Genomic DNA, 20,162 nt, shown 5'->3' on the forward strand with positions numbered 1-20,162 from the left:
CGCCCCTGCGCGCGGTCGCCGGCGGCGCCGTGGCGGCAGCCGCGCCGCGGGCCGAGCGGGCGCCGGCCGCGCAGGCCGAGGCGGTGGTCGTGAGCCTCGAGGACATCGCCGCGATGGTGGTGGGCGAGCGCGACATCAAGCTGCTCGACGAGATCGAGCGCTTCCTCAGCCCGGTCACCCTGCGGGTGGGACTGATCGAGTTCACCCCCCGTCCGGGCGCACCCGCCGATCTGGCCGGGCGCCTCGCGCAGATGCTGCACCGGGTGACCGGCCGGCGCTGGTCGGTCGCGGTCAGCGATGCGGCCGGCGGCCAGACCCTGGCCGAGAGGCGCGCCGAGGAGGAGGCCGGAATGATGGCCGAGGCCGCGCGCCACCCGCTGGTCATGGCCGCGCTTGCCGCCTTCCCCGGCGCAAAGATCGGCGCGATGCGGCCGCTCTCGGCTCTGGCGCCGGCCGGCGAACCCGACTATCTCGCCCCCGTGCCCGAGGACGACGCGGTCGACATCGACGGCGACATCCTCGATGCGGATGACCCATTCGGAGAGGAGGGCTGACATGCTCAAGGGACTGGGCGACATGGCCAAGCTGATGCGCGAGGCCCAGAAGATGCAGGAGCGCATGGCCGAGGCGCAGTCCCGCATCGCCGAGATGACGGCCGAAGGCACGGCCGGCGCCGGCATGGTGCGCGCCACCGCCTCCGGCGAGGGCGAGGTCAAGGGGCTGAAGGTCGACCCCTCGCTGATCGACGGCTCGATGGAGAAGGAGGTGCTCGAGGACCTGATCGTCGCCGCCGTCAACGACGCCGTGCGCAAGGCCAAGGAGCAGGCGCAGGAGGAGCTGTCCAAGCTGACCGAGGGGCTGCCCCTGCCGCCGGGCTTCAAGTTCCCAGGGACGTGACGCCGATGGCCGAGGACATGCCGGGCGCGGCGGAGGGCACGAGCTTCGGCACCGCGGCCTATGGCGGCGAGGCCTGGTCGCCGCGCACCGCGCCCCATGCCGCCGAGATCGGTACCCACTGGGCCGAATGCGGCATCGCCAACGAATGGGCGCCGCTGGGCTGCGTGCTCGTCTCGGCTCCCGGCCCGGCGCTGGCGGCGGCCAGCAACGAGGCCGACCGCAACCAGCTCCTGGCCCCGGTCGATCTGGCCCGCGCGGCCGACGAGCATGCGCGGATGGCCCAGGCCTATCGCGATGCGGGCGTGACGGTGCTGGAGGTGCCGCCCTCGGCCACCCATCCCAACCAGATGTTCTGCGCCGATCTCTTCGTGATGACGCCCGAGGGCGCGATCCTTGCCCGGCCCGCCTCGACCGTGCGCGCGGGCGAGGAGGTGGCGGTCGCGGCCTGCCTTGCCGCCGCGCGGGTGCCGGTCCTGATGACGTTGAGGGGCGAGGCCACCTTCGAGGGCGCGGACCTGATGTGGCTGGACGCGCATTGCGTGCTGGTGGCGCGGGGCCTGCGCACCAACGACGCCGCGATCGCCCAGATCGCGGGGCTCCTGGGCCAGATGGGGGTCGAGACCATCGCCGTCGACCTGCCCTTCGGCACCATGCACCTGATGGGCATGTTGCGCATCCTCGACCGCGATCTCGCCGTGGCCTGGCCGCGGCGCACGCCGCATGCGGCGGTGGTGGCGCTGCGCGCGCGCGGCTTTCGCGTCGCGTTCCTGCCGGACCTGGGCGAGGCCGACACCAACACGGCGATGAACGTGGTCACCCTGGGCCCGCGCCGGATCCTGATGCCGGCCAGCCCCGCCGCCCGCGCCTTCTACGAGGGCCTGGGTGTCGAGGTGACCGAGACCCCCACGGCCGAGCTGCGCAAGGCGGCGGGCGCGGTTGGCTGCCTGACCGGCGTGGTCGCGCGGGCGCGCGGATGACCGGGCCCGGCAGCGAGATCGAGCGGCTGATCGAGCTTATGGCCAAGCTGCCGGGCCTCGGCCCCCGCTCGGCGCGGCGCGCGGCGCTGGCGCTGGTGAAGAGGCGCGAGCGGCTGCTTCTTCCGCTGGCGCAGGCAATGGCCGAGGTGGCGGAACGGGTCGCGCTCTGCGAGGTCTGCGGCCATGTCGCGACCGGGCCGCGCTGCGGGATCTGCACCGACGCGCGGCGCGACGCCACGCGGCTTTGCGTGGTCGAGGACGTGGCCGACCTCTGGGCGCTGGAGCGCGCGGGGGTGTTCAAGGGGCGCTACCACGTGCTGGGCGGAACGCTCTCGGCGCTCGACGGCGTAACGCCCGAGAGCCTGCGCATCCCCGAGCTTGCCGCCCGCGTCCGGGCCGAGGGCGTTGTCGAGGTCATCCTCGCGGTCGGCGCCACGATGGACGGGCAGACCACGGCGCATGTCGTGGCCGACTATCTCGAAGGGACCGGGGCCGAGGTCACGTCGCTGGCCAAGGGCGTGCCGGTCGGGGGCGAGCTCGACTATCTCGACGACGGCACGATCTCGGCCGCGCTCAGCGCGCGCAAGGCGTTCTGAGGGGTGTGAGTAACGCTTTCACACGTAAAATCGTGATCAAGTATTTGATTATATTTCATTTACTAAATTCCATGACGCGGCTCGGCCTAGGGGCCGGGTTCACGGCAACTCGCTCAGGAACCGCGTGAGGCAGGTCACACGCCGGTCCACATGCTCGGGCGCCTTCTCGCCCTCGTGATGACAGACCCAGACCGTCGCCATGCCGCGCGCCTTGGGCACCGCGAGGTTGCGGGCGTCGTCCTCGACCATGGCGGCACGGGCGGGGTCGAAGCGGGCGTGCTCGCGCACCCGGTCATAGGCGGCGGCCGAGGGTTTGGGCTCCAGCCCCTTGTCCTCGATGCCGTAGATCCCCTCGAACAGCCCGTCGAGGCCGCGCGCGCTCAGCACCCGCTCGGCATGGGCGCGCGCGCCGTTTGTGTGCACGAGCCTGCGCCCCGGCAGGCGGGCGAGCGCGTCATGCAGCGCCGGGTCGGGCTTCAGCCCCGAGAGGTCGATCTCGTGCACGTGGTCGAGGAAGTCCTGCGCATGGACGCCGTGATGGTCGATCAGCCCCTTGAGCGTGATGCCGTAGCGTTCCCAGTAGAGGCGGCGCAGCCGGTCGGCCTCGGTCCGCGCGACGCCCAGCGCGCCCATGATGAAATCCGTCATCCGCCGGTCGATCTGGTCGAACAGCCGCGCCGAGGGGTGGTAGAGCGTGTTGTCGAGATCGAAGACCCAGGTCTCGATCCGGGTGAAGTCGGGCGCGCGGGATGCAGCTTGTGGCATTGTCAGCAGGGGACGGGTCATCGCAGGATCGGACTATCGCCGGAATCGTCGCCTGATGGGAGAGCAAAGATGGCCGAGGCAGCGGAATGGGCCGGCCGCGTCGGGCTGGAATGGGCGCGCCGGGTGCAGGCGCTCGACCGCCAGCTTGCGCCCGCGGGCGAGATCGGGCTGAAGGCGCTGGACGCCCACCCGGGCGAGCGGGTGATCGACCTCGGCTGCGGCGCCGGCGCGATGACCCAGGCCATCGCCGCGGCGGTGACGCCGGGAGGCGCGGTCACCGCGCTCGACATCTCGCCCGACCTGCTTGACGTCGCCCGCGCCCGCGTCGGCATGGGCTGCGTGCATTTCCACGAGGGGGATGCGGCGCAGTTCGACCTCAGCGGCGGGCATGACGCGCTGTTCTCGCGGTTCGGCTGCATGTTCTTCGACAATCCGCCCGCCGCCTTCGCGCGGCTGCGCCGGGCGCTGAAGCCCGGCGCGCGGGTGGTGCTGACGGTCTGGTCCGACATGGCGCGAAACCCCTGGGCCCGGATCCCCGCCGAGGTCGGCGCGCGGGTGCTGGGCCCGGCCGAGCCCAAGTCGCCGACGGCGCCCGGCCCCTTCGCCTGGGCCGATCCCGCCTATCCGCACGCGATCCTGACCGAGGCCGGGTTCGGGGGCGTCACGCAGGACGAGCACGATATCGAGCTGGTGATCGGCGACGGCGCCGAGGCGGACCCTGTCGAGCGCGGCGTGACCATGCTCACGCACATCGGCCCCCTTGCCCGCAGGCTGGCGAGCGAGGCGCCGGCCACCCGCGCCCGCGCGGCCGACGCGCTGCGCGAGGCCATCGCGCCTCACGTGCGCGACGGCTGGCTGCGCATGCCCGGCGTGGTCCGGATCATTCGGGCTCGAAACTGAGCGCGACCCCGTTGATGCAGTAGCGCAGGCCCGTCGGCCGGGGCCCGTCGGGAAAGACATGGCCCAGATGCGCGTCGCAGGCGGCGCAGACCACCTCGGTGCGGCGCATGAACCAGCTGCGGTCCTCATTCTCGGCGACCGCGCTGTCGGCGGCGGGCTGCCAGAAGCTGGGCCAGCCCGTGCCGCTGTCGAACTTGTGCGCCATGTCGAACAGCGCGGTGCCGCAGCAGACGCAGTGGAACTTGCCGGGCTGCTTGGGAAAATTGTCGTTGGTGAAGGGCCGCTCGGTGCCCTTGCGGCGCGTGACGCGATAGGCCTCGGGCGAGAGCTGCGCGCGCCATTCGTCGTCGTGCTTCAGAACCTTTCCGGCCATGCCGCGTTCTCCGTGCAGTGATGTCTGCCTAGGCGTCATACGGATGTCGCGCCCGTGCATATATATAGGGCCACAGGTGGTCTGCGCGTAACCCGCGCAGCAGGGATCGAGCTCCCCGGAGGTTCACATGTTCGGGATCGGCAAATACAATGCACGCTTCGCCGAGACGGAGGCGGATATCCGCCGCTGCCAGCAGCTTCGCTACCTTGCCTTCATTGCCGGCCGCGGGCTCGGCAGCGGGCCGGGCGGCGGGTATGCCGGCGGGGCCGAGGGGCTCGATGCCGACGGCTTCGATGCGATCTGCAGCCACCTGATGGTCGAGGAGGTGAAGTCCGGCCAGCTGGTGTGCTGCTTCCGGATGCTGCCGCTCGACGATGGCTCGCAGATCGGGCGGAGCTACTCGGCGCAGTATTACGAGCTGTCGCGGCTCAGCGCCTTCCCCGGCAAGATGGTCGAGATGGGCCGCTTCTGCATCCATCCCGAATGGCGCGATCCCAACATCCTGCGCATCGCGTGGGCGGCGATGAGCGCGCATGTCGAGCGCGAGGGCGTCGAGCTGTTGTTCGGCTGCTCGTCCTTCCACGGGGTCGATGCCGAGGAGTACCGCGACGCCTTTGCCCTGCTGCGCGAGAAGCACCTGGCGCCGCGGCGCTGGCTGCCGCTGCCCAAGTCCCCGCGGATCTTCCGCTTCGCGCGTGCCTTGCGCTTCTTCAAGCCCGACCTGCGGCTGGCGATGCGCCGCATGCCGCCGCTGTTGCGCACTTACCTGGTGATGGGCGGCTGGGTGTCGGACCACGCGGTGATCGACAAGGACCTCAACACGCTCCATGTCTTCACCGGGGTCGAGGTGAGCCGCGTGCCCTCGGCGCGGGCGGCGCTCCTGCGACCGCGCCGTGCCGTCGGGACCTGAGCGCCCCGCGGCGCTTGCGCGTGCCGTGCATGGCGCTATGACGGCAGGGGCCGGGCCGCGCGCCCGGTGACATCCGGAGCCCGCCATGACCGTGTCCCCCTCGCCCTTCGATCCCGCCGCCGTCGCGCCCGAGACCGCGGCCTTCAACGACGCGCTCGAAAAGGCGCTGGCGCTGGTGCCGGTCGTCAACACGGTGCCGCCCGAGCTGACCCGCAAGGCACGGGCCGAGGGGCGCGGCCTGTTCCCGCCTGCCGGGCCGCTCGAGGGCTCGGAATGGCGAGAGATCCCCGGCGCGCCGGGTGGGCCTGCGCGGCGGGTGCGGCTGAGCCCCGCGCCTGGTGCTGCGCGCGGTACCTACCTGCACATTCATGGCGGCGGCTGGACGCTGGGGTGCCCCGACCAGTCGGACGGCTACAACCAGCGCATCGCGCGCGAGACCGGGCTCGACGTCGTGTCGGCGGAGTATCGTCTGAGCCCCGAGAACCGCTGGCCCGGCTGCGCCGAGGATTGCGAGGCGGCGGCGCGCTGGGTGCTGGAGACGCGCCCCGGCCCCGTGCTGATCGGCGGCGAATCGGCCGGCGGCCATCTGAGCATGGTCACCTTCCTGCGGCTGGCCGCGGCCGGGCTGGCCGACCGGATCGCGGGGCTCGTGCTGAACTATGGCGTGTTCGACATGCGCATGACGCCCTCGGCGCGCAACTGGGGCCAGCGCTACCTGATCCTGTCGACCCCGGTGATCGACTGGTTCGCGCAGAACCTGCTGGGCGCGGCCGACCGAGCCGACCCCGGCGTGTCGCCGCTGCTCGCGCCGCTGCCGGCGCGCCTGCCGCCAGCGCTGTTCCAGTGCGGCACGGCCGATCCGCTGATCGACGACACGCTGTTCATGGGGCAGCGCTGGCAGGCCGCTGGCGGGCGGGCCGAGGTCGCGATCTACCCGGGCGGCGTGCATGCCTTCGACTGTTTCGACCTCGGGATCGCGCGGCAAAGCCGCGCCCGAGAGGCCGCGTTCCTGCGCGACTGCCTGGGCTGACGGCGCGCGAGAAGCCGTTTCAGAATCGCCCCGCCCCATGCTATGGATTGGGGCATGAACACGGCGCAACGCAACATCATGGGTTCCAGGCCCCGGATTCGCCGCCTCTCGGAGGCCGCGGCCAACCGCATCGCCGCGGGCGAGGTGGTCGAGCGCCCCGCTTCGGCGGTGAAGGAGCTTGTCGAGAACGCGATCGACGCGGGCGCGGGCCGGATCGAGGTGGCGCTGGCCGATGGCGGCAAGACGCTGATCCGGGTCTCGGATGACGGCATCGGCGTTCCCGAGGACGAGCTTGCGCTGGCCTTCGAGCGGCACGCGACCTCGAAGATCGACGGCTCGGACCTCGTGCACATCACCAGCTTCGGCTTCCGCGGCGAGGCACTGCCCTCGATCGGCGCGGTGGCGCGGGTGAGCCTGAGCTCGCGCGCCCTCGGCGCCGACGCGGCCTGGGAGATCGCGGTGAACGCGGGCGAGATCGGCCGGCCCCGGCCGGCGGCGCGCGGCCAGGGCACCACGGTCGAGGTGCGCGACCTGTTCTCGGCCACGCCCGCACGGCTCAAGTTCCTGCGCTCCGAGCGCGCCGAGACGCAGGCCGCCTCGGACACGCTGCGCCGGCTGGCGCTGGCCGAGCCGGGCATCGGCTTCGTGCTGCGCGAGGTCACCGGCGGCGGCGAGGGGCGGGCGCTCCTGAGCCTCGCGCCCGAGAGCGGCGGCGAGATGGAGGCGCGCCTCGCCCGGATCGACCGGGTGCTGGGCCAGGGGTTCGCCCAGAACGCGCTGGCCGTCGAGGCCGAGCGCGAGGGCGTGCGCCTCACCGGCTTTGCCGGCCTGCCCACCTATGCGCGGGGCGCGGCGGTGCACCAGTACCTGTTCGTCAATGGCCGCCCGGTCCGTGACAAGCTGCTGGCCGGGGCCCTGCGCGCGGCCTATGGCGACTTCCTGTCGCGCGACCAGCACCCGGTCGCGGTGCTGTGGGTCGATCTCGCGCCCGAGCGTGTCGACGTGAACGTGCACCCGGCCAAGGCCGAGGTGCGGTTCCGCGAATCGGGCGTGGTGCGGGGGCTGGTCGTCTCGGCGCTGCGCCATGCCCTGGCCGAGGCCGGGCACCGCGCGGCGACGACGCTGTCCGACGCGGCGCTGGGGGCGTTCCGTCCCGCGGCAGGCTCGGCTGCCCCGCGCGCGGGATGGCGGGGCGGCGAATGGCGCCCGCCGGCGCCGGACCTTCTTGCCGCGGGCACCGCGGCGCAGGCGCCGGCTGGCGGCACGGCCGAGTTCGCAGGCTTCGCCGAGCAGGCCGGATGGTCGGCGCGCGCCGAGGTGCCCGAGCCCGAGGCGGAGACGCCCGCCGCCGAGGGATCGCCGGACTTTCCGCTGGGGGCGGCACGCGCCCAGATCCACGAGAACTACATCCTCGCCCAGACCCGCGACGGCTTGGTCATCGTCGACCAGCACGCCGCGCATGAGCGGCTGGTCTACGAGCGGCTCAAGCGCCAGATGGCGGATGCGGGCGTGAAGCGTCAGGGCCTGCTGATCCCCGAGATCGTCGATCTCGGCGCCGGCGCGGGCCCGGTTGCCGATCACGCCGAGGCGCTGGAGGCGCTGGGCCTGGTGGTCGAGCCCTTCGGCGATGGCGCGGTCTGCGTGCGCGAGGTGCCCGCGATCCTCGGCGATTGCGACGTGGCGGGCCTGATGCGCGACGTGGCCGACGAGATCGCCGACGGCGGCGGCGCGGGGTCGCTGCGCGCGCGGCTCGACGCGGTGCTCTCGCGCATCGCCTGCCACGGCTCGGTCCGGTCGGGCCGGCGGCTGACCGTGCACGAGATGAACGCGCTCTTGCGCGAGATGGAGGCGACGCCCGGCTCGGCCACCTGCAACCACGGGCGACCGACATCGGTCGTGCTCTCGCTCGCCGATATCGAGCGCCTGTTCGGGCGCCGGTGATGGAGGCGCTGGTGGCCGCCATGCGTGCGGCCCTTGCCGGGGTCGATCCGCTGCATCTGGCGGCGGGGGCGTTGGCGCTCCTCGTTCTGGCCATACTGGTCACCGCGCGCCTTGCGCGGGGCGGCCAGCGCGGTCTTGGCCCGGCGCTTGACCGGTTGGGGCAGGGTCAGCAGCAGCTGGTGGGCGCGCTCGCGCAGCTGGCCGAGGCGCAGGCCGGCGCCCAGATCCGCGCGATGGAGACGATGGAGCGCAGGCTGGGCGAGGTGTCGAGCCGTGTCTCCGCGACGCTTTCAGGCTCGGCCAGCGAGACGGCCAAGAGCCTCGGCGCGCTGCAGGCGCGGCTTTCGGTGATCGACGCGGCGCAGGGGCGGATCGAGCAGCTCTCGGGCAACGTGCTTGGCCTGCAGGAGATCCTGTCGAACAAGCAGGCGCGCGGCGCCTTTGGCGAGGTGCAGCTGGCCGAGATCCTGCGCCACGCCCTGCCGCCCGACGCCTATGCGCTGCAGGCCACGCTGTCGAACGGCCGGCGGGCCGATGCACTGGTGCACCTGTCGCATCCGCCGGGGCCGATGGTGATCGACTCGAAATTCCCGCTCGAGGCCTACCAGGCGCTGGCCTCGGCCCGTACCGAGCGCGAGAAGCGCGAGGCCGCCCGGGCGCTGAGGGCGGCGGTCCAGACCCATGTCGCGCATATCGCCGAGCGCTACATCATCGAGGGCGAGACCGCGGAATCGGCGCTGATGTTCCTGCCCTCCGAGGCGGTCTATGCCGAGTTGCACGCGAACCATGCCGAGGTCGTCCGCCAGGGTTTCGAGCGGCGCGTCTGGATCGTCTCGCCCACCACCACGATGGCCATGCTGACGACGATGCGCGGGGTGATGCGCGACGCCCGGATCGCGGCGGAAAGCGGCCGGATCCGGCGCGAGCTGGGCGCGCTGACGCGCGATATCGGGCGGCTGGTCGATCGGGTCGGCAATCTCGAGCGGCATCTCGCGCAGGCGGGCGAGGACCTGCGCGGCGTCCGCATCACGGCCGACCGCGCTGCGACCCGCGCCACCCGGCTCGAGGAGGTCGAGTTCGGCGGCGACGAGCTGAGCGCGGCCGAGTAGGTCCCCTCAGACCCAGTCGATCCGCGCCACCAGCTGGCCGTGGTCCGAGGCCAGCGCGTCATACCGCCCGCGCGGCAGGCCGCCGTCGTTGAGATGGTCGTTGAACGCGCGCAGATGGCCCAGCCAGGCGATCTGGCGCGGGTCGCCGTCGCGGAAATGCGCCGATAGGAGCAGGCGGTCGAGGCTCTGGTAGACACCGCCGAAGGCCGAGGTATGAAAGGCCGCGCGCCCCACGCGGGCCGAGGCGACGGCCTCGGCCGAGTCGAGCCGCAGCCCCTCGATCCGCGCGCGGATGATGCGGTCTTCCTCGGCGGTCCAGGTGCCCTCGGCGCCGAAGCGGGGCTCGGTCGTGTAATCGCTGTCGGGCCGCTCGCCCGCCAGGATCAGCGCGGCGTCGCCCATGTGCGGCGCGTTCACGTCGCCCGCCACGATCACCGGATGGCCTGCCTCGAGCACGGTCACCACCTCGCGCCGGACGGCCAGCGCCTCGCCCATCCGGCGCAGGCTCGCGCGGATCGCGCCGCGCCCGCGCCCGACCGCGTCGTAGTTCATCAGGTCGCCCTCGGGCGCGTCCGGGCCGCCATGGGGAAACTCGGGCGTGGGCGACTTGAGATGGATGTTGAACAGCGTGATCTCGCGCCCCTCGATGTCCAGCCGCACCCACTGGATCGGGCGCGACAGCCGCGTCAGGCTCCATTCCCCCGCCAGCCCGGCCCGCAATTGCATGAAATCGACCGAGACCGGGCGGCCGGAGATGTCCTGCAGATGCCCCGAGTCGAGCACGCGATGGCGCGACAGCACGGCGAGGCCGGGGCGCGGGTGGGTTTCGTTCTCGTTGAGATTGCGGGCGAATCGAAGGCCGTCGCCATAGGGTCGCCACGGGCCCCCGCGCCACAGGGTGCCGCCATAACCGCCTCCGGCCAGCGCCGCGGCGCGCGCGTCGGCCCGGGCGGCCAGCGCGGCGAGGGCGGCGGCGTCGAACACCTCCTGCACCGCCACCAAGTCGGCGTCCATTGCCAGCAGCTGGTCGGCCAGCCAGTCGAGCTTCCAGTCGAAGTCGTCCGCGCTCAGCCCATCGCCATGGTAGAACGGCCTGCCCGGAGAGATCAGGTTCTGGGCATTGAGCGTGGCGACGGTGAAGCCCATGCCGGATCAGAGCCGTGCCAGCGCGCGCGAGAACATCGGCGGATCGACATTGCCGCCGGTCGCGACCACGATCACCGCGTCGCCCTCGATCTCGTCACCGCGCGACAGCGCGGCGGCAAGCGCGACAGCGCCGCCCGGTTCGACCACGATCTTGAGCCGCAGGAAGGCGGTGGCCACCGCCGCCAGCGCCTCGTCGTCGGTGACCGACAGCCCCGGGCCCGCGCGACGCGACAGGATCGGCCAGGTCAGCTCGCCCGGGCAGGGCGTCACGATGGCGTCGCAGATCGATGTGGCGCCGGACGGGTTGCCGAGCCGCTCGCCGGCCGCGAGCGAGCGCTTCCAGTCGTCGAAGCCCGATGGCTCGGCGGTGCGCACGCGCAGCCCCGGTGCCTCGGCCTCGAGCGCCAGCGAAATCCCCGAGGCGAGCCCGCCGCCGCCGGTGCAGACCAGCACATCGGCCCGCGTGACTCCGGCGTCGCGCGCCTGGGCCGCGATCTCGAGCCCGGTCGTGCCCTGGCCCGCGATCACCATCGGCTCGTCATAGGGGCGCACGATGGTCAGGCCGCGCTCGGAGGCGATCGCCTCGCCCTTGGCCTCGCGGCTTTCGCCGCCGGCGCGGTCATAGGTCACGACCTCGGCGCCATGGGCGCGGGTGTTGGCAAGCTTGAGCGCCGGCGCGTCCGCCGGCATCACGATCACGGCGGGCACGCCCAGCAGCTCGGCCGCATGCGCCACGCCCTGCGCGTGGTTGCCCGAGGAATAGGCGATCACGCCGCGACGGCGGGCGTCCTCGGGCAGCGCGGTCAGCGCCGACCAACCGCCCCGGAACTTGAAGCTGCCGGTGCGCTGCAGGCACTCGGCCTTGACGAGAACCCGGCGCCCGGCCGCGCGGTTGAGCAGCGCGCTCTCGAGCAGCGGCGTGCGCAGCGCATGCCCCTCGAGCCGCCGGGCGGCGGCGCGGATGTCGTCGATCGAGATGGCATCGCTCATGCCGCGTGCTCCGCAAGAAAGGTGTCGATGGCGGCGAGCGCGACCGGCTCGTCGAGGAAGGGGACATGGCCGCGGTCGGGCACGGTGACCGCGACGAGGCCGGGCTTGCGCGCCTGCATCTGGGCCAGCGTCGCGGGGCTGAGGACCTCGGAGTTCGCGCCGCGCAGCACCAGGATCGGCACCTCGATCTCGTCGAACAGCGGCCAGAGATCGGCGGGGCCTGCCGCCAGGGCGGCCTCGACCGCCTCGCGCAGCCGCGGGTCGTAGTCGAGCGCGGGCCGGCCGCCCTCGTCGCGGAAGATCCGCCGGGCCTGTGCAAGCCAGGCCGCGCGATCGAGGTCGGGGAAGCTTGCGGCATGGGCGCGGTGCAGGCCCGCGGCGGCGGCGTCGAAATCGGGAAAGCCCGGGTCGCGGCCCAGGTAGCCCAGGATCGCCTCGATCCCGGCGGGCTCGATCACGGGGCCCACGTCGTTGAGGATCAGGCACGAGACCATCGCCGGCGCCTTGGCCGCGAGCCCCATGCCGATCAGCCCGCCGCGCGAGGTTCCCAGGATGGCGGTGCGGGCAATGCCGAGATGCGCGAGCAGGAGCGCGGCGTCGCCGCCCTCGACCATCGGCGTGTATTCCGCGCAGGGCGCCTCGGCCCAGTCCGAGCCGCCGCGTCCGCGATAGTCCATGCGCAGCACGCGGTGGCGCGATGCCAGGTGCGCGGCGATCGGCTCGAAGTCGCGCATGCTGCGGGTGAGGCCTGGCAGGCACAGCACCGCGGGCCCGTCGCCGGCGACGTCATAGGCGATGCGGCGTCCGTCGGCCGAGGCGAAGCGGCGCGGCGCGTCCGCGCTCATGCGGCCCCCGCGAGCCGCGGAATGCCGGTCAGGTCCGACATCTCGTGCACCGGGCGCCAGGGCAGGCGGTCGACCGGCTCGGACCGGCGGTTCACCCAGGCCGTGACGAAGCCGTAGCCGGTCGCAGCGCAGGCGTCCCAGCAATTCGACGAGACGAACAGCACCTCGCGCCGCGGGCCACCGAAGGCCTGGCCGACCAGGTCGTAGGTCGACCGATGCGGCTTGAACACGCCCACCTGCTCGACCGAGAGCACGGCATCGAGCACGTCGCCGATGCCGGCGCTCTCGACCGCGCCGTTCAGCATCTCGGGCGATCCGTTCGAGAGGATGGCGGTGCGCATCCCGGCGGCCTTGAGGGCCGCAAGCATCGAGGGCACCTCGGGGTAGGCCGCCAGCTCCCAGTAGAGCTGCAGCAGCCGGTCGCGCAGGTCGGGATCGGCAATGCCGTGGGCTTCGAGCGCGTAGTCGAGCCCCTGCATCGTCACGGTCCAGAAATCCGTGTGCACGCCATAGGTTGCTCGCAGCCAGGTGTATTGCAGCTGCTTCTCGCGCCAGGTGGCCGAGATCTTCTGCCACTGCGCCGCGAAGGCGTCGCGCCCGGGCTCCTCGGCCGCCTCGCGCGCCGCGGCGTTGACGTCGAACAAGGTGCCGTAGGCATCGAAGACGCAGGTCGTGATGGTCATCGTCGTCCCCCTCGCAGGCTTGCGGTCGCGCGGCGCAGATTGCACGCCGGGGGGGCCGATGAAAAGGCCCGGCGCATCACGATCGGCCGAGGCGTCGCCGCGCGGCTCAGCGCCGGCGGAACCATCCGCGGCCACGGCCCAGCAGATGCAGCCCCGCGATGGCGACGATGCCAGCGGCCGAGAGGCCCAGCAGCATGGGCCAGCTCATCTCGGCCATCACCGCGCCCATATGGACCATCACCAGCGTGAGCGGCAGGATGCCAAGCCCGGTGGTCCAGGCGAAGGTCCAGAAGCCGACCCGCGTGAGCCCGGCGGCGTAGTTGATCAGGTTGAAGGCGATCACCGGGATGAAGCGGCTGACCAGCAGCGTGACCGCGCCCTGGTCGGCCGCCCAGTCGTCGAGCGCGGCGCGGTGGCGCGCGGGCAGAAGCGCCTCGACCGCCGGGCGCCCCAGCGCGCGGGCAAGTCCGAACGAGAGCGCGGCGCCGATCATCGCGCCGACCCAGATCACCGCCGTGCCCAGCGTGGTGCCGAAGGCCGCCCCGGCGGCCAGCGCCAGCAGCTCGGCCGGGAACGGGATGAAGCAGTGCAGCACCATCAACCCGACGACTGCCACGGGCCCCCAGACGCCCATGGCCTCGATCCTGCCGGAGAGCGCGTCGCCGGTGATCCGGGTCTCGTCAAGCGCCAGCGCCAGGATCGCGCCAAGGGCGATCAGCAGGATAAGTGCCGCCAGCGCGAGCAGGCGCTGGAACCTCGCCTCGGTGCTCATTCTGCGGCGGTCCTTTCCGTCATGCACCCGGCCCCGGCACGGCTGCGGCCCCGTGTGCCGGGCGGTGCGGTCTCAGACGACCAGCCTGTGCGCGACCTGGTCGCCGACGCCGAAGACGCGCTTGTATCGCGCCACCGCGTCGGGCGAGCCCATCGCCTTGTTCGGATTGTCCGACAGCTTGACCGTCTCGCGCCCGTTGGCCGAAACGACCTTGCATACCAGCGAGAACGGGTCGAGCCGCCCGTCGCCGATCAGCCCGCGGAAATCGTTGGTCAGGAGCGTGCCCCAGCCGAAGCCCAGCAGGCTGCGGTCCGAGAAGCGCCGGTAGAGCGTCTCGATCAGCTCGACGTCGAGCCCGTCCGAGAAGATCATCAGCTTGGTTGACGGATCCTGCCCGCGGCGCTTCCACCAGTCGATCACGAACTCGCCGTTCTCGACCGGGTCGCCCGAGTCGATGCGCACGCCGGTCCAGTTGGCGATCCAGTCGGGCGCGCGCTCGAGGAAGCCGCGGGTGCCGTAGGTATCGGGCAGCACGATGCGCAGATTGCCCATGTAGTCCTGCTGCCAGTCGGCGAGGACCTGGTAGGGCGCCTCGGCCAGCGCCGCGTCGCTCTCGGCCAGCGCCGCGTAGACCATCGGCAGCTCGTGGGCGTTGGTGCCGACCGCCTCGACCTCGCGGCGCAGTGCGATCAGGCAGTTCGAGGTGCCGGTGAAGCGCTCGCCCAGGCCCTCCATCATCGCCTGCACGCACCAGTCCTGCCACAGGAAGCCGTGCCTGCGCCGCGTGCCGAAATCGGCGACCGCGACATTGGGCAGGCGGCGAAGGCGCTCGATCTTCTCCCAGACGCGGGTCATGGCGCGGGCATAGAGCACCTGCAGCTCGAACTTGCCCATGCCGCGCAGCACCGCGCGCGAGCGCAGCTCCATCAGAACGGCCAGCGCCGGGACCTCCCACATCGTGGTCTCGATCCAGCGGCCCTCGAATGTCAGCTCGTACTGATCGCCGCGGCGCTCGAGATGGTATTCGGGGAAGCGGAAGCCCTCGAACCAGTCGAGGAAATCCGGGTCGAACATCCAGCGCCGGCCGTAGAAGGTGTTGCCGCGCAGCCAGGTCGACTCGCCGCGCGAGAGGCGCAGGGTGCGGATGTGATCGAGCTGCTCGCGCAGCTCGCCCTCGTCGATCAGCCGTGCCAGCGGCACGTCGTCCGAGCGGTTGATGACCGAGAAGGTCACCCGCGTCTGCGGGTGGTGGCGGAAAATGCTTTGCGCCATCAGCAGCTTGTAGAAATCGGTGTCGATCACCGAGCGGACGATCGGGTCGATCTTCCAGCTTCTGTTGTGAACGCGGGTGGCAATGTCGGTCATGTGCTCGTCCGGTACTCGGCGGCCCGCCTGCCGCAGCGCGCCATTCTGCCCGGAATTCGCCGCCAGTCGACCCCCAAGCGCCATCCCGGGGATGCGCCATTTGGACATCCGCGGGCGGGTGCAGCTTCCCGGCCCGGCTGCGTCGCCGCGCTCTGCCTCAGGCGTTGACGTGCGGCGGCTTCAGCCCCTCACCGGGTCCGTGCCTCTGCCTGCCCTAATCGAGCTGCACCACGGTGTGCCATGCCACGTAGGCGATGATGCCGAGGTTCATGTACCCGGTCGCCGCCATGCCGAAGGCGCGGTAGAGAGGATGGATCCTGTAGCCGATCCAGAACGCGACCCGGGCGACGACGAAGATCGTCACGGTGACCGGAATGACCGCCATCTGATCGGCGCCGAGCACCGTGCTGAGCGCAAGCGTCCCGACCAGGAACAGCACGTATTGCTGCAGCGTGTTCTCGACGACCTGGGCATTGATGCGTGTTTCCGGCGTTTCCTTGTTCAGGAGCGGGTTGATTGCGTCGCTGAAGAACCGGTTGTTTCCGACAACGATGATCCCGACCAGCAAGGGCAATGCCGCGATCGCATTCATGCGAAGCGTGTAGCCAAGGCGCGCGGCCAGATCGTCGAGGCCGGCCGGCGGCGGGACGAGGCGGCAGCCGAAAACGACTGCGGCCACCATTGCCGCAACGCCGCTGCTGGCACCGAGCGCGACGATCCTTTGATCTCTCGTCATTGTCCCTGCAAATCCCTCCGAAGCAGTCTGCGAGACGATCCGGCAATCGAACACCGGGTCGAACAGCATCGAGCCCGCAAGACAGCGTCCATGCGAATGCGCCGAATGGCAACATTCCCTTTCCGAAGCCTCGGCTCGTCGGAGTGCACGGGCGGCCGCCCGCGGCTGTGCCGCGCGCGGCGCCGACCGGGTTGGAGCGGATGGGCGAGGAGACGCCGGGCCTCCCGTCAAGACGGCGCGGGGACACACGCCCGCGCCGCTCGGTCGTTCGTGGAGGCTCAGCAGGTGACCGTCTGGGCCCCGCAGCGCACCCCGCGTGCCAGATCGGCGATGATCGTCATCTCGCCCGCCTGGCCCGACAGGCGGGCGCGGTAGACATAGACGCCTTCGATGACCCGCTGCACGTAGTTGCGGGTCTCCGAGAAGGGAATGTTCTCGATCCAGTCGATCATGTCGGTGCCGGGCAGGCGCGGGTCGCCATACTTGCCGATCCACTCGTCGACCCGGCCCTTGCCGGCGTTGTAAGCCGCCGCCGCCAGCACGTAGGAGCCGCCGAACTCCTCGATCCGGCGCGACAGATAGGTCTGGCCAAGCCGGGCGTTGTAACGCCAGTCCTCGGTCAGGCGCTCGGGCGAATAGTCCTCGCCGATCCAGCCGGCCACCTTCTTTGCGGTGGCGGGCATCACCTGCATCAGGCCGCGCGCGCCGGCGTGGCTGATCGCACGGGGGTTGAGCTCGGTCTCCTGCCGCGCGATCGACATCGCCAGCGCCGGCTCGACCGCGCTGACATAGGCGGCAAGCTCGGTCACGGGGTAGTAGGCCGGCATCAGCACCTCTCCCTTGCGGGTCGCCTTCTTGGCGATGCGCACGGCGTAGTGCGGCCGGTCGAGCTCGAGCGCGAGGTCCGCCAGCGCGCCCAGTGCCGCGCCCCCGTCGAGATGCTCGGCAAGATGGGTGAAGGTCTGGAAGGCGAGACCGTCCTCGCCGGCGAAATGCACGATCGCGGCCATGCGCACGTCGTCCGACCGCGTGACCGGGCTGCGCTGCCAGTCGGGCAAGTCGGTGGCCGTGATCGCCGGGTCGCCCGGCACCCCGATCGCGGCCGCCGCAAGCTGGCCGTAGAACGAGGTCTGGTGCCGCGCCGCGCGCTCGTAGGCCGCGCGCGCGCCCGCGGTGTCGCCCGCCGCCTCGAGCGCGCGGCCAAGCCAGTAGCCGCCCCGGCCAAGGCTGATCGGGGTCTCGACCGAGACCTCGAACCTCTGGAAATGCCCGGCGGCGAGGGCCGGGTCGTTCAGCTGGCGCAGCGCGATCCAGCCCGCCAGCCATTCGTGGTCGGAATAGTCATAGCCGTCCGCGGGCGTCAGGCCATGGGCGCTGGCCAGCCCGTAGGCCAGTCGGCCGCGGCCCTCGCGCGCCGCCCGCCGGGCAAGGATCGCGCGCCGCTCGGCCCAGAGCTTGGGGTTGCCCATCTCGGCGGGCCCGACCCCCGCCAGATAGACCTCGGCCGCATCGTAGTCGCGCTTTTTCCAAAGGCTCGAGAATTCGCTCCAGCGCGCGTTCGCCGCCGGCGTCAGACGCGAGCCGCCGTCATCGGTCACGCCGGGCCGGCTGCCCAGCACCGCCTCGGCCAGGTGGTCGAGCCCCGGCCAGGTCCCGCGCCGCGCGACGAAGGACTGGTATTCGGGCACGCTGCCCGCGCCCGCGCGCAGCTTGCGCCACAGGACGATGTCCTGAACCACCACATCGCGGGTGCCATGCGCGAGGGCCTCGGCGCCGCCCCAGTCGCCGCGCTCGCCCAGTGCCAGGGCGCGGCGCACGACCTCGCCCTGCACGCGGGTCTCCTGCAGATCGAGGGCCTGCGCCGTGACGGGTCCGATCAGCGCGGCAAGCGCAACCGGGACGATGAGAAATCTTGCAAGAATAGACGTTCTGCTGCTCCGGACGGGCGTTTCACGCACCATTCTCCGTGCTCCATAGCCTGCTTCGTTCTGCCTCGCGCCGATCATAGCACGAAGCCCGCGACGCGCCGAGGACCCGCGCGGCCCGGACTCCAAAATTCTGCCTTCTGGCCCTTCGTGCGGCAGCGCGGCAACGCCCCACCGGGCGCGGGCGTCGTCTCTTGTCAATGCGGGGCTTTGGGCATAGGGTCGCGCACCTCGAAATCCGTCCGGAAACCCGCGCCCGCGCCGTCTTTCGGCGAGGCGCCATCTTGAGTGAGCGCCCCATGTTCAAGGGATCGATGCCAGCCCTCGTGACCCCCCTCCGTGATGGGCGCGTGGACGAGAAATCGCTGGGGGCGCTGGTCGAGTGGCAGATCGCCGAGGGCAGCCACGGCCTCGTTCCCGTCGGCACGACGGGCGAGAGCCCGACCCTGACCCATGACGAGCACCAGCGCGTCATCGAGATCGTGGTCAAGACCGCCGCGGGCCGGGTGCCGGTGATCGCCGGCGCGGGCTCGAACAACACCGCCGAGGCCGTGAGCCTGATCCGCTTTGCCGAGAAGGTGGGGGCCGACGGCGCGCTGGTCGTGACGCCCTATTACAACAAGCCGACCCAGGCCGGGCTGATCGCGCATTTTACCGCCGTCCACGACGCGTCCGACCTGCCGATCGTCATCTACAACATTCCCGGTCGCTCGGTCGTCGACATGAGCCCCGAGACGATGGGGACGCTGGCGCGGCTGCCGCGCATCGTCGGCGTCAAGGACGCCACCGGCGACGTCGCGCGCGTGTCGAAGCAGCGCGAGACCTGCGGCAAGGCGTTCATCCAGCTCTCGGGCGAGGACGCCTCGGCGCTGGGCTTCAACGCCCATGGCGGCGTGGGCTGCATCTCGGTCACGGCCAACGTGGCGCCGCGGCTTTGCGCCGAGTTCCAGGAGGCGACGCTGAAGGGTGACTACGCCCGGGCGCTCGATCTGCAGGACGCGCTGATGCCGCTGCACGTGGCGATCTTCCTCGAGCCCGGCCTCGTCGGCGCGAAATATGGCCTCTCGCTTCTGGGTCGCTGCACCGAGGAGGTGCGCCTTCCGCTGCTCGGCGCGACCGACGGCGTGAAGCAGCGGATCCGCGGCGCGATGGTGCATGCAGGGATCCTGAACGGGTGACACCGCGCGGCGAGGGCAAGGCGCAGGCGCTCCTGCATCTCGTCTGCGGTTCGACCGGCGCGGGAAAGACGACTTACGCGGCCGCGCTTGCCGCGCGCGAGGGTGCGGTGCTCTTCTCGATCGACGAGTGGATGGGCCGGCTCTACTGGCCCGACGCGGTCCCCGGCGCGGATGCCGACTGGGGCATGGAGCGGGTCGAACGGGCGACGGCGCAGATGCGCGCGGTGATCGGCCAGTTGGCCGCGCTCGGCGTGCCGTCCGTCGCCGATGCGGGGTTCACGACGCGCGCCGACCGTGCCGCCTTCGCGGACTGGGCGCGCGAGCAGGGCATCCCCGTGCGGCTTCACTGGCTCGACCTGCCGCCCGAGTTGCGCTGGTCGCGGGTCGAGGCGCGCAACCGAGCGGGCGGGGAAGGAACGGGTTTCGAGGTGACGCGCGCGATGTTCGATTTCGTCGAGGGCCTGTGGGAAGCGCCCGACGCGGCCGAGATGGCCGCGCTCGGTGGCGTGCGCATGGGCGCGGAGGGCTGAGGGCATGTCGGCGAAGAAACCCGCACCCCAGCGCATCGCGGCCGAGAACCGCAAGGCGCGCCACAACTACTTCATCGAGGACAGCCTCGAATGCGGCATCGTGCTCGAGGGCTCCGAGGTCAAGGCGCTGCGCGAGGGCCGCGCCAACATCGCCGAGAGCTACGCCTCGATCGAGGGGGGCGAGCTGTGGCTGATCAATAGCTACATCCCGCCCTTCAGCCAGTCGAAGGACCGCGCCTTTGGCCACGAGGAACGCCGCCGCCGCAAGCTCCTGGTCAAGCGCGGCGAGCTTGCGCGCCTGTTCAAGGGCGTCGGGCGCGAGGGCATGACGCTGGTGCCGCTCAAGCTCTATTTCAACGACCGCGGCGTCGCCAAGATCGAGATCGGCATCGCCCGCGGCAAGAAGATGGCCGACAAGCGCGAGACCGAGAAGAAGCGCGACTGGGCGCGCGAGAAGGCGCGGCTGCTCAAGCAGAGCTGAGCGCTGCGCGCGG

Annotated in this window: 21 protein-coding genes and 1 pseudogene; 12 read left to right on the forward strand and 10 right to left on the reverse strand. The window is 71.6% G+C overall.

The annotated features are described in order from the left end of the window. The 4 genes and pseudogenes from H0I76_RS17650 to recR all read left to right on the forward strand — a co-directional run. Positions 1–554: pseudogene (locus tag H0I76_RS17650) on the forward strand (hypothetical protein); the annotation flags it as partial. Between the two features lies 1 nt (position 555). Further along, positions 556–897 carry a YbaB/EbfC family nucleoid-associated protein gene (locus tag H0I76_RS17655; protein WP_200613023.1) on the forward strand — a complete coding sequence of 114 codons (342 nt, stop codon included), beginning with the start codon at positions 556–558 and terminating at the stop codon, positions 895–897. 5 nt (positions 898–902) lie between these two features. After that, positions 903–1,874: a dimethylarginine dimethylaminohydrolase family protein gene (locus H0I76_RS17660; protein ID WP_200613026.1), complete on the forward strand. Its 972-nt coding sequence runs from the start codon at positions 903–905 to the stop codon at positions 1,872–1,874. Beyond that, positions 1,871–2,470, forward strand: a complete 600-nt coding sequence (gene recR / locus H0I76_RS17665; protein WP_200613029.1) for a recombination mediator RecR — start codon at positions 1,871–1,873, stop codon at positions 2,468–2,470. The genes H0I76_RS17660 and recR overlap by 4 nt, the downstream gene beginning before the upstream one ends. Before the next feature lie 99 nt (positions 2,471–2,569). Here recR and H0I76_RS17670 read toward each other — a convergent pair whose 3' ends face one another. After that, entirely contained in the window at positions 2,570–3,256 is a 687-nt protein-coding gene (locus tag H0I76_RS17670) for a pyrimidine 5'-nucleotidase (protein ID WP_234455417.1), read from the reverse strand. Positions 3,257–3,304: 48 nt separating this feature from the next. On the opposite strand from H0I76_RS17670, the gene H0I76_RS17675 reads away from it, so the two are divergent. Then, entirely contained in the window at positions 3,305–4,135 is an 831-nt protein-coding gene (locus H0I76_RS17675) for a class I SAM-dependent methyltransferase (protein WP_200613032.1), read from the forward strand. Here the strand turns inward: H0I76_RS17675 and msrB are convergent. Next, complete coding sequence (msrB, locus tag H0I76_RS17680; RefSeq protein WP_200613035.1) at positions 4,116–4,508, reverse strand: peptide-methionine (R)-S-oxide reductase MsrB; 393 nt, start codon at positions 4,506–4,508, stop codon at positions 4,116–4,118. The two genes, H0I76_RS17675 and msrB, sit on opposite strands and share 20 nt — an antisense overlap. Before the next feature lie 127 nt (positions 4,509–4,635). Between msrB and H0I76_RS17685 the strand changes: the two genes are divergently transcribed. The 4 genes from H0I76_RS17685 (at position 4,636) to H0I76_RS17700 (ending at position 9,498) form a co-directional block, all read left to right on the forward strand. Then, a complete protein-coding gene (locus H0I76_RS17685) occupies positions 4,636–5,418 on the forward strand; it encodes a GNAT family N-acetyltransferase (RefSeq protein WP_200613038.1) in 783 nt (260 codons plus the stop codon). 85 nt (positions 5,419–5,503) lie between these two features. Beyond that, positions 5,504–6,448, forward strand: a complete 945-nt coding sequence (locus H0I76_RS17690; RefSeq protein ID WP_200613040.1) for an alpha/beta hydrolase — start codon at positions 5,504–5,506, stop codon at positions 6,446–6,448. Between the two features lie 54 nt (positions 6,449–6,502). Continuing rightward, the gene (mutL, locus tag H0I76_RS17695; RefSeq protein WP_200613042.1) at positions 6,503–8,389 is read left to right on the forward strand and encodes a DNA mismatch repair endonuclease MutL; all 1,887 of its coding nucleotides are present in this window, start codon (positions 6,503–6,505) and stop codon (positions 8,387–8,389) included. Continuing rightward, positions 8,389–9,498, forward strand: coding sequence for a DNA recombination protein RmuC (locus H0I76_RS17700; protein ID WP_234455418.1), 1,110 nt, complete (start codon positions 8,389–8,391; stop codon positions 9,496–9,498). Before mutL ends, H0I76_RS17700 begins: the two co-directional genes overlap by 1 nt. 6 nt (positions 9,499–9,504) lie before the next feature. Here the strand turns inward: H0I76_RS17700 and H0I76_RS17705 are convergent, their stop codons facing one another. From H0I76_RS17705 to H0I76_RS17740, 8 genes are all read right to left on the reverse strand, one after another. Beyond that, the gene (locus tag H0I76_RS17705; protein ID WP_200613045.1) at positions 9,505–10,644 is read right to left on the reverse strand and encodes an endonuclease/exonuclease/phosphatase family protein; all 1,140 of its coding nucleotides are present in this window, start codon (positions 10,642–10,644) and stop codon (positions 9,505–9,507) included. Positions 10,645–10,650: 6 nt separating this feature from the next. Next, positions 10,651–11,634 carry a threonine ammonia-lyase gene (locus tag H0I76_RS17710; protein WP_200613048.1) on the reverse strand — a complete coding sequence of 328 codons (984 nt, stop codon included), beginning with the start codon at positions 11,632–11,634 and terminating at the stop codon, positions 10,651–10,653. Next, positions 11,631–12,479 (reverse strand): alpha/beta fold hydrolase, encoded by an 849-nt coding sequence (locus H0I76_RS17715; RefSeq protein ID WP_200613051.1) that lies wholly within the window; start codon positions 12,477–12,479, stop codon positions 11,631–11,633. The genes H0I76_RS17710 and H0I76_RS17715 overlap by 4 nt, the downstream gene beginning before the upstream one ends. Further along, on the reverse strand, positions 12,476–13,162 hold the full coding sequence (locus tag H0I76_RS17720) for a haloacid dehalogenase type II (RefSeq protein WP_200613053.1): 687 nt from the start codon (positions 13,160–13,162) through the stop codon (positions 12,476–12,478). Before H0I76_RS17720 ends, H0I76_RS17715 begins: the two co-directional genes overlap by 4 nt. 106 nt (positions 13,163–13,268) lie before the next feature. Next, positions 13,269–13,934 carry a TVP38/TMEM64 family protein gene (locus H0I76_RS17725; protein ID WP_200613056.1) on the reverse strand — a complete coding sequence of 222 codons (666 nt, stop codon included), beginning with the start codon at positions 13,932–13,934 and terminating at the stop codon, positions 13,269–13,271. A 72-nt stretch (positions 13,935–14,006) separates the two neighbouring features. Continuing rightward, on the reverse strand, positions 14,007–15,299 hold the full coding sequence (pncB, locus tag H0I76_RS17730; RefSeq protein ID WP_200613059.1) for a nicotinate phosphoribosyltransferase: 1,293 nt from the start codon (positions 15,297–15,299) through the stop codon (positions 14,007–14,009). Between the two features lie 214 nt (positions 15,300–15,513). Further along, positions 15,514–16,035: an MAPEG family protein gene (locus H0I76_RS17735; RefSeq protein WP_200613061.1), complete on the reverse strand. Its 522-nt coding sequence runs from the start codon at positions 16,033–16,035 to the stop codon at positions 15,514–15,516. A 278-nt stretch (positions 16,036–16,313) separates the two neighbouring features. Next, positions 16,314–17,996, reverse strand: coding sequence for a lytic transglycosylase domain-containing protein (locus H0I76_RS17740; protein ID WP_200613063.1), 1,683 nt, complete (start codon positions 17,994–17,996; stop codon positions 16,314–16,316). A gap of 263 nt (positions 17,997–18,259) precedes the next feature. Between H0I76_RS17740 and dapA the strand changes: the two genes are divergently transcribed. The 3 genes from dapA to smpB are packed head-to-tail and all read left to right on the forward strand — an operon-like array spanning position 18,260 to position 20,149. After that, complete coding sequence (gene dapA, locus H0I76_RS17745) at positions 18,260–19,138, forward strand: 4-hydroxy-tetrahydrodipicolinate synthase (protein WP_200613176.1); 879 nt, start codon at positions 18,260–18,262, stop codon at positions 19,136–19,138. Beyond that, positions 19,135–19,668, forward strand: coding sequence for an AAA family ATPase (locus H0I76_RS17750; RefSeq protein ID WP_200613066.1), 534 nt, complete (start codon positions 19,135–19,137; stop codon positions 19,666–19,668). Before dapA ends, H0I76_RS17750 begins: the two co-directional genes overlap by 4 nt. A 4-nt stretch (positions 19,669–19,672) precedes the next feature. Continuing rightward, complete coding sequence (gene smpB / locus H0I76_RS17755) at positions 19,673–20,149, forward strand: SsrA-binding protein SmpB (protein ID WP_200613068.1); 477 nt, start codon at positions 19,673–19,675, stop codon at positions 20,147–20,149. Positions 20,150–20,162: the final 13 nt, after the last annotated feature.

Source organism: Thermohalobaculum xanthum (assembly GCF_016623495.1).
Taxonomy (GTDB): Bacteria; Pseudomonadota; Alphaproteobacteria; order Rhodobacterales; family Rhodobacteraceae; genus Thermohalobaculum; species Thermohalobaculum xanthum.

Coding starts and splice junctions, on each gene's coding strand:
- H0I76_RS17725 (WP_200613056.1), bottom strand. CDS start 13,934: ATGAGCACCGAGGCGAGGTTCCAGCGCCTGCTCGCGCTGGCGGCACTT.
- msrB (WP_200613035.1), bottom strand. CDS start 4,508: ATGGCCGGAAAGGTTCTGAAGCACGACGACGAATGGCGCGCGCAGCTC.
- H0I76_RS17700 (WP_234455418.1), top strand. CDS start 8,389: ATGGAGGCGCTGGTGGCCGCCATGCGTGCGGCCCTTGCCGGGGTCGAT.
- dapA (WP_200613176.1), top strand. CDS start 18,260: ATGTTCAAGGGATCGATGCCAGCCCTCGTGACCCCCCTCCGTGATGGG.
- H0I76_RS17660 (WP_200613026.1), top strand. CDS start 903: ATGGCCGAGGACATGCCGGGCGCGGCGGAGGGCACGAGCTTCGGCACC.
- H0I76_RS17705 (WP_200613045.1), bottom strand. CDS start 10,644: ATGGGCTTCACCGTCGCCACGCTCAATGCCCAGAACCTGATCTCTCCG.
- H0I76_RS17740 (WP_200613063.1), bottom strand. CDS start 17,996: ATGGTGCGTGAAACGCCCGTCCGGAGCAGCAGAACGTCTATTCTTGCA.
- pncB (WP_200613059.1), bottom strand. CDS start 15,299: ATGACCGACATTGCCACCCGCGTTCACAACAGAAGCTGGAAGATCGAC.
- smpB (WP_200613068.1), top strand. CDS start 19,673: ATGTCGGCGAAGAAACCCGCACCCCAGCGCATCGCGGCCGAGAACCGC.
- H0I76_RS17735 (WP_200613061.1), bottom strand. CDS start 16,035: ATGACGAGAGATCAAAGGATCGTCGCGCTCGGTGCCAGCAGCGGCGTT.
- H0I76_RS17715 (WP_200613051.1), bottom strand. CDS start 12,479: ATGAGCGCGGACGCGCCGCGCCGCTTCGCCTCGGCCGACGGACGCCGC.
- H0I76_RS17720 (WP_200613053.1), bottom strand. CDS start 13,162: ATGACCATCACGACCTGCGTCTTCGATGCCTACGGCACCTTGTTCGAC.
- H0I76_RS17675 (WP_200613032.1), top strand. CDS start 3,305: ATGGCCGAGGCAGCGGAATGGGCCGGCCGCGTCGGGCTGGAATGGGCG.
- H0I76_RS17655 (WP_200613023.1), top strand. CDS start 556: ATGCTCAAGGGACTGGGCGACATGGCCAAGCTGATGCGCGAGGCCCAG.
- mutL (WP_200613042.1), top strand. CDS start 6,503: ATGAACACGGCGCAACGCAACATCATGGGTTCCAGGCCCCGGATTCGC.
- H0I76_RS17710 (WP_200613048.1), bottom strand. CDS start 11,634: ATGAGCGATGCCATCTCGATCGACGACATCCGCGCCGCCGCCCGGCGG.
- H0I76_RS17690 (WP_200613040.1), top strand. CDS start 5,504: ATGACCGTGTCCCCCTCGCCCTTCGATCCCGCCGCCGTCGCGCCCGAG.
- recR (WP_200613029.1), top strand. CDS start 1,871: ATGACCGGGCCCGGCAGCGAGATCGAGCGGCTGATCGAGCTTATGGCC.
- H0I76_RS17670 (WP_234455417.1), bottom strand. CDS start 3,256: ATGACCCGTCCCCTGCTGACAATGCCACAAGCTGCATCCCGCGCGCCC.
- H0I76_RS17685 (WP_200613038.1), top strand. CDS start 4,636: ATGTTCGGGATCGGCAAATACAATGCACGCTTCGCCGAGACGGAGGCG.